This window comes from Streptomyces sp. NPDC048565 (assembly GCF_040650935.1).
Classification (GTDB): domain Bacteria; phylum Actinomycetota; class Actinomycetes; order Streptomycetales; family Streptomycetaceae; genus Streptomyces.
In genome coordinates this window covers 71,021-84,753 of record NZ_JBEZIH010000012.1, presented here as the reverse complement: position 1 = coordinate 84,753, position 13,733 = coordinate 71,021, and the positions used below count along the sequence as shown (strand labels likewise).

Below are 13,733 nucleotides of genomic sequence, written 5' to 3'. Positions count from 1 at the left end.
CCGAAGCCGCTCCGGCTCAGCGTCCGGCGTCGGCCAGCTTCGCCCGCAGCTGCAGCACCGACTTGGTGTGGATCTGGCTGACCCTGCTCTCGGTGACACCGAGGACATTGCCGATCTCGGCGAGGGTGAGGCCCTCGTAGTAGTAGAGCGTGACCACGGTCTTCTCCCGATCGGGGAGGGTGTTGATGGCACGGGCCAGCAGCCGTCTGAGCTCGCGGTCCTCGGCGACCTCGACCGGGTTGTCGGCCGCGGTGTCCTCCAGCGTGTCCATCAGGCTCAGCCGGTCGCCGCCCTCACCGCCGACATGCAGCAGCTCCTCCAGCGCCACCACGTTGGCCAGCGACAACTGGCTGAAAACAGCGTGCAGTTCCTCCAGGGCCACGCCCATCTCCGCGGCGACCTCGGCCTCCGAAGGTGTACGCCGCAGCTGCGCCTCCAGCGTGGCGTAGGCGCGCTCGACGTTGCGCGCCTTCTGCCGCACGGAGCGCGGGATCCAGTCCAGCGCCCGGAGTTCGTCGATCATCGCGCCGCGGATCCTGGTGATCGCGTAGGTCTCGAACTTGATGGCCCGCTCGATGTCGAACTTCTCGATGGCGTCGATCAGCCCGAAGACCCCGGACGAGACGAAGTCCGCCTGCTCCACGTTGGACGGCAGCCCCACGCTGACCCGGCCGGCGACGTACTTCACCAGGGGCGAGTAGTGCAGGATCAGTTGCTCCCGCAGCCTCCCGTCACCGGTGGTCTTGTACGAACGCCACAACTCGTCGAGCGAGGAGGGGGCGGGAGGACGCACAGTGCCACGCGCAGCCGGTGGTACTGCCGCGCGGTCAGACCCGGAGGTGTGCTGGGGCATGTGGTGCCTTGAGCCGTTCTGCTGTGAAGTGCTGGGACGTGTCTCTCGGGCGGAATCCTTGTGAGCGTAGCGTGACTGCGGTGTCGCGGTGCGCTCAGGACAAGGGAACCGTGCGGTGCTGTTTCGCTCCAAATCTCTAGTCGTTTCCCCGCCGTCGGAGGGAGCCGACGGGGACGACCGTCACCGCTCGCAGCGTCCCCGAAGGCCTGGCCGGGTACCGCCGGGGTCTTCCGCATCACCTTTTCACCCGAATGCTCCGGGTCAAGTACCGCCTCGCCGCGCGTCCCCATTGCGTGTCCGTCCCGGCGTCAACCGCCATCCGTCGCCCTCGCGTTCGACGAACCCCAGTGAGTGGAGTTCGTACAACCGCCCGAGCGCTTCATCCGTCGACGCTCCGGCGCTCCGGGCCACGTCACGACCGTCCATGACGCCCGTCCCCGGCAGCGCGTCCAGCACCCGCGCGGCACCGGCGTCGAGGAGGTCCCTGGGCAGGACCGGGCCGCTTCTGGTCGGGGCGAGCTCGCCCATCTCCCCCACCAGTTCGCAGATCTCGGCGGCGTCGGTGACCAGGACCCCCTCACCGCGCAGGAGTTCATGGACCCCGGCCGACAGCCCGCTGGTGGCGGGGCCCGGCACCCCCATCGTGAAGCGGCCCAGCCGCTGCGCGCTCCTCGCGGTGACCAGCGAGCCGCTGCGGTATTCGGCCTCCACCACCACGGTGCCCCGCGTGAGGGCCGCGATCACCCGGTTCCGCAGGATGAATCTGCTGCGCGTCGGGTGGTCCGACGGCGGCAGCTCGCCCACGACCACGCCCTGTTCCGCGATGCGCCCGATCAGCTCCGCGTGCCCCCGCGGATAGGCCACATCCACCCCGCAGGCCAGCACCGCCATGGTCGCCCCGCCCGCGGCCAACGCCCCACGATGGGCGGCTCCGTCCACACCGAACGCCGCACCGGAGACCACCACCCAGCCCCGCTCGGCCAGCCCGCCGGCGAGCGTCGCCGCCATGTGCGCCCCGTAGGGCGTGCAGGCCCGGGCGCCGACCAGGGCCACCGAGCGCAGCGCCCACAGGCGCAGGTCGGACCGGCCGCGCGCCCAGAGCCCGATGGGCCGGCCGTCACCCAGGTCGTCGAGCTGGCTCGGCCACTCCCGGTCACCGGGGCAGACGAACCGTCCGCCGATCGCGGCCATGTCCGCCAGATCTCTCGCGGGGGCCGCGCTCGACGCCCGCAGCCGGTATCCGGCGAGCCGGGCCGCCGTCATTCCGCTGAGCATCCGCGCGGGTCCGTCCGCGCCGGTGAGACGCCTCATCAGCTCGACGGGCCCGAGCTCACGGATCCACCGGCCACCGCGCTCGTCCCCGGGCTCGAACACCCGGGTCAGGGCGGCGCGCGCCAGCCGCTCCCGCTCGGTGTGGGGCGGCGGGGCGGTCACCGGGCACCCGCCTGCATCGGGACCCCCCGCGGGATGCCCGTGCGCAGCTCCAGCGCCGTCGCGATGTCCGAGGCGTCCGGGCGGTCGGCGGCCCTCAGGTCCGCCACGGTCCACGCCACGCGCAGGACCCGGTCGAGACCGCGGGCCGTGAGAATCCCCCGCTCCATGTCCCGCTCGGCCGCCATCAGCGCCCCAGGAGCGGCGACCAGCCTGGTCCGCAGCTCATGCCCGGGGACTTCGCTGTTGGTCGTCCAGGGGGTGCCCGCGAGCCTCTCGGCCGCACGCTTCCTGGCCTCCCGCACCCGGGCGGCGACCTCGGCCGACGACTCCCCTCGGCCGCCGCCCATCAGGTCGGCCCGCGCGACCGGCTCGACCTCGACCCGCAGATCCACCCGGTCGAGCAACGGCCCCGACAGCCGCGCCTGGTAGCGGCGGACCGCCGACGGCGGACATTCGCAGCCCGCACCCGCCAGGGTGTGCCGCCCGCACGGGCAGGGGTTCGCGGCCAGGACCATCAGGAAGCGCGCGGGCAGCCGGACGACCCCGGCCGCGCGAGCGACCACCACATGTCCGGACTCCAGGGGCTGGCGCAGCGCGTCGAGGGCCCGCCCGGAGAACTCCGGGGCCTCGTCGAGGAAGAGGATGCCCCGGTGCGCCAGGGACACCGCTCCCGGCCTCGGCAGGCCGTTGCCCCCGCCCACGAGCGACTGCATCGTCGCCGAGTGGTGCGGCGCGCAGTACGGCGCGCTGCTGATCAGGGGTTCGCCCGGCGGGAGGATGCCCGCGACCGAGTGCACCGCCGTCACTTCGAGGGACTCCTGCCGCGAGAGCGGCGGCAGGATCGCGGTGATCCGCTCGGCCAGCATGGTCTTCCCCGCCCCCGGCGGCCCGGACAGCAGCAGATGGTGCCCCCCTGCCGCGGCCACCTCCAGGGCCTTGCGCGCCCGGCCCTGGCCCGCGACATCGGCCAGATCGAGCCGCTGCGCCGTGCCGTCGGCCGACAGCGGGGCCAGACCCGTGCCGAGGCCCGCTCCGGGCACCATGAGTCCGGCGAGCATCGCATCGGGGCGGCCCAGCCCGGCGGGCGGCTCCTCGGGCACGGGTTCGTCGCCGAGGACGGCGATCAGCTGGCGCAGGCTGCGCACGCCAAGGACCGATACGCCCGGTACGAGGGCGGCCTCCCCCGCGGTCTGCTCCGGGACGACGACCTGGCGGTATCCCGCCTCCGCCGCCGCGAGCACCGCGGGCAGCACCCCGCGCACCGGCCGGACCCTGCCGTCGAGGCCGAGCTCCCCGATCATCACCACATCCGCGATGGCGGCCGGGTCGATCCGCTCCGCAGCGCCGAGCACCGCGCACGCCACGGCGAGGTCGAAGCCCGAACCGCTCTTGGGCACGGAGGCGGGGGACAGTCCCACCGTGAGCTTCTTCTGCGGCCACTCCGCGCCGGAATTGACGACCGCGGCCCTGACCCGGTCCCGGCTCTCCACCAGGCTCTTGTCCGGCAGGCCGACCAGCGTGAACGCGGCCACGCCCGGCTCCAGATCGGCCTGGACCTCCACCACCACACCTTCGACGCCGACCAGCGCCACCGAGCACGCCCGTGCGAACCCCATCAGGCCACGCCCCGCACATGTTCGGCGACCGGTGCGCCGCGCCTGGGCATGATCACGCCGATGAGATCGATCCGGACCCCGCCGGGCGGCGGCCCACCGTGCTGGTCGAGCCAGATCTCGGCGAGTCTGCGCAGCCGGTCCGCCTTGGCCGGCGTGACGGCCTCCATGGGATGTTCGAAGGCGCCCGCCCTGCGCGTCTTCACCTCACAGACGACCAGTGCGTCGCCGTCCCGCGCGACGATGTCGACCTCTCCTGCGCGGCACCGCCAGTTGCGCTCCAGCACAGTCATTCCGGCTTCGGCCAGCAGCCGTGCCGCCAGATCCTCGCCGTACCGCCCGAGTGCCCCCCGTGCGTTCATATCGGCACCACCTCCGGCACCGACTGTGACGCGCTCCGGCCGATCTATTGGATCTTGGTGGACAACCAGGCCGATGTGAACATCCCGGCCACCCGGACGAGTGACCCGAAGCGTCGGGGGCCGGGCCGGGGATCGGCCGCCCGGGAATCAGCCGCGCGGGAATCAACCGCCTGGGAATCAGCCGCCCGGGAGTTCGAGATCACTCTTGTTGAGCTCTTCGATGTTCACGTCCTTGAACGTCAACACACGGACCTGCTTGACGAACCGAGCGGGCCTGTACATGTCCCAGACCCACGCGTCCGCCATGGAAACCTCGAAAAATACCTCACCCTGGACCGAGTGCACCTGCATCTCGTAGTCGTTGGTGAGGTAGAAGCGCCGTTCGGTCTCGATCACATATTTGAACAGACCGACGACATCGCGGTACTCCCGGTAGAGCTTCAGCTCCATCTCGGTCTCGTACTTCTCGAGGTCCTCGGCACTCATGGCATGTTCCCCTTCAGCCGTGCGTCCCCCTATTGTGCGTCAGCCCCACCGACCCCTGGCCGATTAGACGATTTCGGGGGCGAGAACCAGCGGCGCACTCGGGGGACCCTCGTCGAGCAGCGTGCGCAGCAGCCCGGCGAGCCTGGTCGGATACACCGTCTCACGCGTGGCGAGAAGTTCGGCGGAAGTCCACCACCTCAGACCGGCGACACTGCGCAGCTCCAGCTCGGTGAGGCCTTTCTGATCGGTCGCCGTCTGCGAGGTACGGGCCAGGAAGTACCACTCGTCCTGGTCCCAGCGCCGCCCGTCGAACGGGAAGGAGCAGATCCTGGTCCACAGCAGTGGACCGAGCGAGACGTCCGTGATCCCGGTTTCCTCGGCGAGCTCACGCAGGGCGGCCTCCTCCCGGGTCTCGTCGCCCTCCAGGCCCCCGCCCGGGGTGAACCACCAGCTCTCGGCCGGGTCCTCGGGCTCGAAGCCGTGCAGCAGGAGGATCCGGTCGTCCGGGTCCAGGAGCACCACACGAGCGACCTTGCGGGTCTCGGTGGCCCCGGTCGCCCCGGTCGCCCCGGTCGCCCCGGGCATCTCAGCGGACACCGGCGGCCGCCTTCTGCCCCTTGCGCCCCTGACTGCCCCGCCGCGCGGAGCGTGCCGCCAGCGGTCCGTAGGCAGCTCCGCCCACGATGAGCACCACTCCCACCACGAGGGCCCCGATCTGGAGCGGCAGCGGCCCTTCGGACGACACGCCGCCCGGCAGCGACGCGAAGGCGTCGGGCCGGCCGATCATGCCGTTCATGGGCCAGGCGATGGCGTCCACCCGCGCCTGGACGGCGCTGCGGGGCACCGAGCCCTGCCCCGGGTCCTCCAGATGGACGCGGGAGTCCATGGAGGTGCTGCGCTCGTCCCCGAGGAGGAAGAGCTGGCCCCCCGGTACATCGGCCGTGAACTTCTGGACGGAGGCCGTGGACCCGCCGTCCATCGAGGCGAACGGCGACGCGCCGTCCGCCCGCAGATACGGTTCCTCGATGGGCTTGCCGTTGACGGTGAGCCTGCCCTCCTTGTCGCAGCAGGCGACCTTGTCGCCGCCCACTCCGACGACCCGCTTCACCATGGGCACATCGCCCCATGCCGAGTCGGTGAAGACGACCACGTCTCCACGCCGCACGTCGTCGCCGGTCATCCGCTCCGCGAGGACCCGGTCACCGGCGTTCACCGTCGGCGTCATCGAGTCGGTCGGCACGGTGTACGGCTTGTACACCACCGCTCCCCAGGCGAATCCGCCGAGGAAGAGCACACAGCCGACGGCCACGGCCAGGTTCGACAGCTTCGTGCCGAGCCGGCCGCTGCCGTCATGACGTCCTGATCCACTCATCCCAGCGCTCCCCCATCGGAGATCGACAATCGCTGATCCGAGCGGCACCCTACCCGGCGGTATGCCCGCGGGTCAGCCTGCGGCGACGCCAGAACACGAGGGGCAGCGCGCCGGCTACACCCAGTGCTCCCGGCACTGCGGCCGTGGCGGCGGCGTTCAGACCGGACTGGTCGAACGTGCCCGGCACCGGAAGGGTCGCCCAGCGGTTGACGGGCCAGACCACGACCACGGCCCGTCCGACCACCTCGTCGGTGGACACGGTGCCCTGGCCGGGCAGCTCCTGGTGGTAACGGGAGTCCAGCGAATTCTGCCGGTGGTCGCCCATCACCCAGATCCGGCCCTCGGGCACATGGATCGGTCCGAACGGCTCGTCGTCGCAGGCGCTGTTGCCCTCGAAGATGAACGACTTGTCGTCCAGGGCCTTGCCGTTGACCATGACCGGGCCGTTCTTCTTGCACTCGACGGTGTCGCCGCCGACCGCGATGACCCTCTTGATCAGGTCCTTCTCCTCGGCGGACGGCATCAGCCCGATGAAGCTCAGGAACTTCTGCACCGCGTTGGGGTCGGGCGTCGCGGTGTCCTCAAGCCAGCCGCCCGGGTCATGGAAGACCACGACCTCTCCGCGCTCCGGCTCCGAGCCGAACCACGGTGTCAGCTTGTCGACCAGGACCCGGTCACCCCGCTGCAGGGTGTTCTGCATGGAGTCCGACGGGATCGAGAAGGCCTGTACAAGGAACGTCTTGATCAGCAGCGCGAGAATGAGCGCGATACCGATGAGGAGCGGCAGCTCCTTCCAGAAGGAACGTGGCTTCTTCACCGCTGTACTGCCACCGTCCGGGGACTCGCCGTCACTCTCCGCCTCCACCGGAACCTCGTCGCTCGAAGGCCGGTCCTCGGGTTCCTCGTGTCCGGATCGTGCGCCGACCGCCAAATCCCCCACATCCACTCCTCACTCCGTGCCACCGCCTGCGACCGATTCGGCGCAGGCCCACCACTCCCATAACGAGCGGGAGTTCCGCAGGGGTCGGGAGCAGGACCATTCCGTTGAGATCCTGGGAGGACACACTATTCGACGGGGCTTCCGCAGCTGTCGCCCCGACGCTCCCCGCGGGAACGGAGGCATACGTTCCGGGCTCCTTCAGCCTGGTCCAATGGTCGAACGGCCAGGCGATCACCACAGCCCGCCCCACGACCTCGTCCACCGACACCGTGCCCTTTCCCGGCTTGTCGAGATGGAAGCGGGAGTCCGCGGAATTCGACCTGTGGTCGCCCATCACGAAGATGCGGCCCTGCGGAACCTTTACCTCGAATTTGAGAGTGGAGGGCACATCGCCGGAATTCAGATACGGCTCGTCGAGCGCCACGCCGTTGACCGTGATCCTGCCGTCGGTGCCGCAGCACTTCACGGTGTCGCCTCCGACGGCCACCACACGCTTGATCAGATCCTGCTCGTCCGCCGAGGGCAGCAGTCCGATGAAGGTCAGCAGTTCCTTGACCTGTTTGACGCCGGCCGGCGGGTCGTCGGTGTCGCCGGTCTCCTGCTGGAGCCAGCCGCCCGGGTCCTTGAAGACGACGACGTCGCCGCGCTGCGGCTCGGACCCGAACCAGGGGGTCAGCTTGTCCACCAGCACCCGGTCACCGATCCGGATGGTCTGCTCCATCGACCCGGAGGGAATCACGAAGGCCTGGACGAGGAAGGTCTTGAGTACGAGCGCGATCAGCAGCGCGACCAGGACGAGGAGGGGTATTTCCTTGATCGCTGACCGGCGCCTGCGGCGTTTCACCTTGCGGGCCAGTTTGCGGCGCTCCGCCCGCGTGGGCAGTGAGCGGCTCGTGGCCGGCCCCGGCCCGTTGGGCTGCGGCGGGTCGGAGTCCGGTACTCCCCGCCTGCGCCCCCGGTTACCCATGGTCCGCGTCCGCCGGCCGTATGCCGGTGAAGGCGTCGGTACCCTCCAGGGAGCCGATCCGGCCGAGCGGCCAGCCCAGCCAGTCGACCCGTCCGACGACCCGTTCGACGGGCACCATGCCGCCCCCGGGCTGTCCCAGGTGGTCCCGGGAGTCCCGCGAGCTGCTCCGGTGGTCGCCCATCACCCACAGCCTGCCCTCGGGCACCACGATGTCGAAGGCCACTTCGGACGGATGATCCCCCGGGTACAGATACTCCTCGTCCACCGGAGCGCCGTTCACCTCGAGCCTCCCCCGCTTGTCGCAGCAGACCACACGGTCTCCCCCCACGCCCACCACCCGCTTCACGAAGTCGGACCCGGCGGGGTCGGCCAGTCCCAGGGACGCGGCCACTCCGTGCAGCAGCGCGCCGACGGCGTTCTCCTCGGGCCCCGTCTCCTGCACGAAGGATCCGGTGCCGTCGAAGACCACCACGTCGCCGCGCCGGGGCTCCGAGCCGAAACGGTACGCCAGTTTGTTGACGAGGACCCGGTCCCCGACCCGCAGAGTGGGCCGCATCGAGCCACTGGGAATGAGGAAGGGCTGCAGCACGAAGGCGCTGAGGAGCAGCAGCGCGACGGTGCAGAGCACGCCCAGGAGGGCGGCCCGCCCCCAGGGGCCCGCCGCGGACAGCCGGTCTCGGACATGCGTGGAGCGCGACCCCTCCTCCGCCCCGTCTGCGGGGCCGGAGGAACGATCGCGCTCCGTGTGCTGTGCTTCCGTGTCCATCGGGGCCGAATCCTATCCGGCCATGTCATGGACGCCGGAGGTGACTCAGCGGTCGCGCTTCTCCTTGATCTTCGCGGCCTTGCCGCGGAGCTCACGGAGGAAGTACAGCTTGGCGCGACGGACGTCACCGCGGGTGACGAGCTCGATCTTCTCGAAGATCGGGCTGTGCACCGGGAAGGTGCGCTCGACGCCGACGCTGAAGGAGACCTTGCGGACCGTGAAGGTCTCGCTGACGCCCGAGCCCTGGCGGCGGATGACGATGCCCTTGAACTGCTGGATACGGGAGCGGTTGCCCTCGATCACGCGCACGTGGACGTTGACGGTGTCACCGGGGCGGAACGCCGGGAGGTCGGTACGGAGCGAGGCGGCGTTGACGCCATCGAGCAGGGAAGTCATCTTGTCTGCTTTCTTCGCCGATGCCACAGGTCATCGACGGGAGTGAAGTTCGAAGTTCGGATGCTGGTCACCTCGGGCGGGCGGCTTTCCCCCTGTGGCAGGGGCGCGCGCCGGACGTACAGCGACCCTATTCTTCCACGGCCTCGGGCCTGCGCCAAAATCGCCCGTCGGGCGCCGGGGACCAGCCGAGGATGGAGAGCATCTCGCGGTCCTTCTTGTCGAACCCCGACGCCTCGCAGCGCTCGATGAGATCGGGCCTGTGCAGAGCGGTACGGCGGAAGGCCTCGTCCCGTCGCCAGCGCGCGATCCGGCCGTGGTGGCCGCTGAGCAGCACCTCGGGAATGCCGCGCCCACGCCACTCGGGGGGCTTCGTGTAGACCGGGCCCTCCAGCAGGTCGGCCATGGCCCCGGGCGCGAAGGAGTCGTCGCGGTGCGACTCGGCGTTGCCGAGCACGCCGGGCAGCAGTCGCGCCACGGCCTCGGTGATCACCAGTACGGCGGCTTCCCCGCCCGCGAGGACGTAGTCGCCGATGGACACCTCGATGACCGGCATCCGGGTCGCGTACTCATCGGTCACCCTGCGGTCGATGCCCTCGTAACGGGCGGGGGTGAAAATCAGCCAGGGCTGTTCCGAGAGCTCCACGGCCAGCTCCTGGGTGAAGGGCCGGCCACTGGGCGTGGGCACCACCAGCACCGGGGAGCCCGCCCCGGCCTCGTAACCGTCGGCCAGCGCGTCGTCCAGCGCCTCGCCCCAGGGCTCGGTCTTCATGACCATGCCGGGGCCACCGCCGTACGGGGTGTCGTCCACCGTGTTGTGCCGGTCGTGCGTCCAGTCCCGCAGATCGTGGACACGCACGTCGAGACGGCCCCGGGCGCGCGCCTTGCCGACGAGCGAGACGTTCAGGGGCTCCAGGTATTCGGGGAAGATCGTGACGACGTCGAGCCGCATCACGCCTCGCCCTTCCCACCGTCGCCGGCATCGACATCGGCGTCGGCGTCGGCGTCGGCGTCGGCGTCGGCGTCGGCGTCGGCGGAGTCCCGCGTGGAGGCCACCACGGCCTCGCTCTCGTCGATCAGGCCAGGCGGCGGCGTGATGACGGCCCGCTGCTCCTCCAGGTCGATCTCGTGGACGATCTCCTCGACGAACGGGATCATCACCTCGCTGCCGTCCGGCCGTTCCACGATGAACAGGTCCTGCGACGGCAGATGCGTGATCTCGGTGATCCGGCCGATCTCCGTGCCGTCGGCGAGGACGACATCGAGGTCCATCAGCTGGTGGTCGTAGAACTCCTCGGGATCCTCGGGCAGCTCCGCCGGGTCGACCTCGGCGATCAGCAGGGTGTTGCGCAGCGCCTCGGCGCCCGTACGGTCACGTACGCCCTCGAACCGCAGCAGCAGCCTGCCGCTGTGCACCCGGCCGGTCTCGATCGTCAGCGGCCCGGTGTGGGCGGGCTCGGTGGCCAGCACGGCCCCGGGCCCGAGCCTGAGTTCGGGCTCGTCGGTGCGCACCTCGACGGTGACCTCGCCCTTGATGCCATGGGCGCGACCGATCCGCGCAACTACCAACTGCACGCTACTTCTCCCGGTGATCTTCGACTTGAGGAGGCTGTCAGCCCCTGCGGGCTGTCATGTACGGACGACAAAGGCCGGGGACGGCTCGAAAGCCCTCCCCGGCCCCGGCCGGTGTTCAACTCTTCAGCGAACCTGGTCCACATCGACGAGGTCGACACGGATCCCACGACCGCCGATGGCACCCACGACGGTACGCAGAGCGCGCGCGGTGCGGCCGTTGCGGCCGATCACCTTACCGAGGTCGTCGGGATGGACCCGAACCTCGAGCACGCGCCCACGGCGCAGGTCACGCGAGGCGACCTGCACATCGTCGGGGTTGTCGACGATGCCCTTCACGAGGTGCTCAAGAGCCTCCTCGAGCACGCTCAGGCCTCGGTCGACTCGGTGGACGCGGCAGCGTCAGCCGCCTCGTCCGCCTTCTTGTCCGACTTCTTGGCCTTCTGGGTGATGGCCTCACCCTTGGCCTCGTCGCCGTCCGTGGCCAGGGCCTCGAACAGGGCGCGCTTGTCAGCCTTGGGCTCCGGCTGCAGAAGCGGCGCCGGGGCCGGGAGGCCCTTGTGGGCCTGCCAGTCACCGGTGAGCTTCAGGATCGCGAGGACCGGCTCGGTCGGCTGGGCGCCGACGGACAGCCAGTACTGCGCGCGCTCCGCGTTGACCTCGATGCGCGAGGGGTTCTGCACCGGGTGGTACAGGCCGATCTCCTCGATGGCCCGGCCGTCACGGCGGACACGGGAGTCGGCGACGATGATGCGGTAGTGAGGCGAACGGATCTTGCCCAGACGCTTCAGCTTGATCTTGACTGCCACGGGAGTGGTGTCTCCTGGTCTATGACGTGGTTGGGCACAAAAGATGCCACGTGGGGTTGCGGTACTCGGGTGCCCGACGGACGCGTCAGCCGGAGGAGAGAGGGGTCCTGTGCGACTGTCGAGTACAGCTGACCATTGTGCCACACCACACCGTGTCACCCCACCACGACCGCCCCTTCCGGGATACGGAAGGGCTTTCCGCATCCGCCGCAGACGATCGGCGCCTGAGCGAGGACCGAGGGAACGACGCGGACGTTGCGCCCGCAGTCGCAGACGGCCTTCACCCGCACCCCTCCTCCGGAGGAGCCGTGCCGGGCGGCGGGACCCCGGAACGACCGCTTGGTGTCCGCCGCGGTGGCCACGGTGTGCGCCTTGAGCGCCCGCTGCAGCCGTTCCGTCGTCGGGCGGTATCTGCGTTTGGCCTCGGGATTCAGCGTCACCAGCGAGAATCCGCTGCTGGGGTGGGGCTCCTCGGCATGATCGAGGCCCAGCTCCTCGGCGATCGCGAGGAAGCGTCGGTTGTGGTAGCGGCCGGCGCGTGAGGTGTCCCGGACACCTCTCGCGGCGGCGATGCCGTGGACTGCCTCATGGAGCAGCCGTTCGAAGGAGAGCTCGGCGCCACAGGCGGACGAGGACTCTCCGATCAGGGACTCTGGCGCGGCAAGATCGGGCAGCTCGGGGTGGTACCGCTGAATGTCGGCCCACGCCTGTGCCAGCTCTGCGGCAAGTACAGGTGGTGTCGTGCTCACGTCGTGTCAACGAGCCTGAGTGCCCTGGTGTTCCTATTCCGGGGCATCCCAAATAATTTGCACGTACCAGTCAGTTGCCGTTGATGCGTCCGGACGAGGGCGGGTGCGCAGATCAGCGGAGAAGTCTCACAGCTCGCACCAAGGTGGTACGTAGCAACCCGTACGCACCGGCGTGGACGGCCACCCCGCGAGCGACAGTACCCGGCACGGGGCGGCGGCCTCGCACCGGTCCTGGCCCCGCCCGGGGCGCTCGACATGCTGCGCCCCGCGTGTCGGGTAAGACTGTGAGGAAGCGAGCAGCAGGCGTGCTGTTCCCGGCGTCCGCTCCGCGCACACGACGCCGGGGGCGGGCGAACCGGAGCACGCACGCAATACCGTCCCACCCTGTCCGGCCTCTGGACGGGACCGCCGATGCGGAGTTCTCTGACATACGGGGGCTGTGGGCGCACACACAGCACAAGGACATGGGGGACCTGGCTCGGGCACGACCGACCTCACGGCGGATTGGGGCGCATTCCATGACACCTACGCTCGTCCGGCACCACAGGCAGGCGGATCCGTCCGCCCCGGTGGAGGCCGGTTCCCGCGCCCGCGACTGGGCCGAGATCCAGGAGCGCATGCTGGCACCGCTGTACGAGGCGGTGTACGAGCGCCTCGAAGTCGCAGGCGGTACGCGAATGCTCTCCCTCGGCTGCGGTTCCGGGCTCGCGTTGCTGATCGCGGCCTCACGCGGGGCGCGCGTCACCGGCGTCGACACCGACCACGAACGGCTCGCCCTGGCCCGCGCGCGCCTGTGCGCCGACGCCGACGCCGACGGGGAATCGGACCCCTGCCGAACGGATCCGCGGGCGAGGCTCTTCGGCAGTGTCGCGGCGGCCTCCCCCGAGGGCGAGGCTCCGTACAACCTGCTGACCGCCTTCCAGCCGATCGGCTGCGCCGCCGGGGACTCCGACGGGCTCGCGCGCGCACTGGCCTCCGCCGTGCCGCTGGCCGTGCGGGGGGCCACCGTGGTGCTGGCCGGCTGGGGGCCGCCGGAGCGGTGCGCCACGGCTCCGGTGCTGAGGGTGGCCGCCCGGCTCACGGAGTCGGCGCGCACCCCGCGTTCCGGGAGCGGCTGGCGGCCCACGCCCCGGGACGAACTGGAGGAGGTCGCGGCGCGGGCCGGGCTCAAGCCGGACGGCTCGGGCCGGGTGTCCTGCCCCTTCGGTTACGCGGACGTGGACAGCGCGGTGCGCGGCCTGCTGTCGACCGGCCTGTTCGACACGGCGATACGTGCGACGGACCGCGCCCAGGTGGAGAAGGAGGTCGCGGAGGCCCTCCATCCGCACCTACGGCCCGACGGCACGGTCTGGATGCCGAATGTCTTCCGCTACCTGGTGTGCGTGACGTGACGCCCACCGGGACGACGAAAGGGCGC

At 70.5% G+C, this 13,733-nt stretch carries 17 protein-coding genes; 1 reads left to right on the top strand and 16 read right to left on the bottom strand.

The annotated features are described in order from the left end of the window. Nucleotides 1–16 precede the first annotated feature (16 nt). The 16 genes from whiG to AB0C75_RS16640 form a co-directional block, all read right to left on the bottom strand. Complete coding sequence (whiG, locus tag AB0C75_RS16715) at nt 17–853, bottom strand: RNA polymerase sigma factor WhiG (RefSeq protein WP_362891331.1); 837 nt, start codon at nt 851–853, stop codon at nt 17–19. Between the two features lie 261 nt (nt 854–1,114). Then, entirely contained in the window at nt 1,115–2,287 is a 1,173-nt protein-coding gene (gene dprA, locus AB0C75_RS16710) for a DNA-processing protein DprA (RefSeq protein WP_362891329.1), read from the bottom strand. Beyond that, nucleotides 2,284–3,903 (bottom strand): YifB family Mg chelatase-like AAA ATPase, encoded by a 1,620-nt coding sequence (locus AB0C75_RS16705; protein WP_362891327.1) that lies wholly within the window; start codon nt 3,901–3,903, stop codon nt 2,284–2,286. Before AB0C75_RS16705 ends, dprA begins: the two co-directional genes overlap by 4 nt. Then, entirely contained in the window at nt 3,903–4,262 is a 360-nt protein-coding gene (locus AB0C75_RS16700; RefSeq protein ID WP_362891325.1) for a YraN family protein, read from the bottom strand. The genes AB0C75_RS16705 and AB0C75_RS16700 overlap by 1 nt, the downstream gene beginning before the upstream one ends. A 177-nt stretch (nt 4,263–4,439) precedes the next feature. Beyond that, a complete protein-coding gene (locus tag AB0C75_RS16695) occupies nt 4,440–4,748 on the bottom strand; it encodes a DUF2469 domain-containing protein (protein ID WP_003965949.1) in 309 nt (102 codons plus the stop codon). A 63-nt stretch (nt 4,749–4,811) separates the two neighbouring features. Then, nucleotides 4,812–5,333 carry an NUDIX hydrolase gene (locus AB0C75_RS16690; protein WP_362891523.1) on the bottom strand — a complete coding sequence of 174 codons (522 nt, stop codon included), beginning with the start codon at nt 5,331–5,333 and terminating at the stop codon, nt 4,812–4,814. 1 nt (nt 5,334) lies between these two features. Continuing rightward, nucleotides 5,335–6,120, bottom strand: a complete 786-nt coding sequence (lepB, locus tag AB0C75_RS16685; protein WP_362891323.1) for a signal peptidase I — start codon at nt 6,118–6,120, stop codon at nt 5,335–5,337. A gap of 49 nt (nt 6,121–6,169) precedes the next feature. After that, a complete protein-coding gene (gene lepB, locus AB0C75_RS16680) occupies nt 6,170–7,051 on the bottom strand; it encodes a signal peptidase I (RefSeq protein WP_362891521.1) in 882 nt (293 codons plus the stop codon). Then, on the bottom strand, nt 6,969–8,027 hold the full coding sequence (lepB, locus tag AB0C75_RS16675) for a signal peptidase I (protein ID WP_362891321.1): 1,059 nt from the start codon (nt 8,025–8,027) through the stop codon (nt 6,969–6,971). The genes lepB (AB0C75_RS16680) and lepB (AB0C75_RS16675) overlap by 83 nt, the downstream gene beginning before the upstream one ends. Further along, nucleotides 8,020–8,793 (bottom strand): signal peptidase I, encoded by a 774-nt coding sequence (lepB, locus tag AB0C75_RS16670; protein WP_362891320.1) that lies wholly within the window; start codon nt 8,791–8,793, stop codon nt 8,020–8,022. Before lepB (AB0C75_RS16670) ends, lepB (AB0C75_RS16675) begins: the two co-directional genes overlap by 8 nt. A gap of 45 nt (nt 8,794–8,838) precedes the next feature. Continuing rightward, a complete protein-coding gene (rplS, locus tag AB0C75_RS16665) occupies nt 8,839–9,189 on the bottom strand; it encodes a 50S ribosomal protein L19 (RefSeq protein WP_069170461.1) in 351 nt (116 codons plus the stop codon). A 127-nt stretch (nt 9,190–9,316) separates the two neighbouring features. Then, nucleotides 9,317–10,138 carry a tRNA (guanosine(37)-N1)-methyltransferase TrmD gene (gene trmD / locus AB0C75_RS16660; protein WP_362891318.1) on the bottom strand — a complete coding sequence of 274 codons (822 nt, stop codon included), beginning with the start codon at nt 10,136–10,138 and terminating at the stop codon, nt 9,317–9,319. Beyond that, the gene (gene rimM, locus AB0C75_RS16655; protein WP_362891316.1) at nt 10,138–10,761 is read right to left on the bottom strand and encodes a ribosome maturation factor RimM; all 624 of its coding nucleotides are present in this window, start codon (nt 10,759–10,761) and stop codon (nt 10,138–10,140) included. Before rimM ends, trmD begins: the two co-directional genes overlap by 1 nt. Nucleotides 10,762–10,884: 123 nt before the next feature. After that, nucleotides 10,885–11,124: an RNA-binding protein gene (locus AB0C75_RS16650; protein WP_014153811.1), complete on the bottom strand. Its 240-nt coding sequence runs from the start codon at nt 11,122–11,124 to the stop codon at nt 10,885–10,887. A gap of 2 nt (nt 11,125–11,126) precedes the next feature. Next, the gene (rpsP, locus tag AB0C75_RS16645) at nt 11,127–11,567 is read right to left on the bottom strand and encodes a 30S ribosomal protein S16 (protein WP_362891314.1); all 441 of its coding nucleotides are present in this window, start codon (nt 11,565–11,567) and stop codon (nt 11,127–11,129) included. A gap of 155 nt (nt 11,568–11,722) precedes the next feature. After that, nucleotides 11,723–12,316: a hypothetical protein gene (locus tag AB0C75_RS16640; protein WP_362891312.1), complete on the bottom strand. Its 594-nt coding sequence runs from the start codon at nt 12,314–12,316 to the stop codon at nt 11,723–11,725. Nucleotides 12,317–12,834: 518 nt separating this feature from the next. Here AB0C75_RS16640 and AB0C75_RS16635 point away from each other — a divergent pair. Then, nucleotides 12,835–13,707 (top strand): methyltransferase domain-containing protein, encoded by an 873-nt coding sequence (locus AB0C75_RS16635; protein ID WP_362891310.1) that lies wholly within the window; start codon nt 12,835–12,837, stop codon nt 13,705–13,707. Nucleotides 13,708–13,733: the final 26 nt, after the last annotated feature.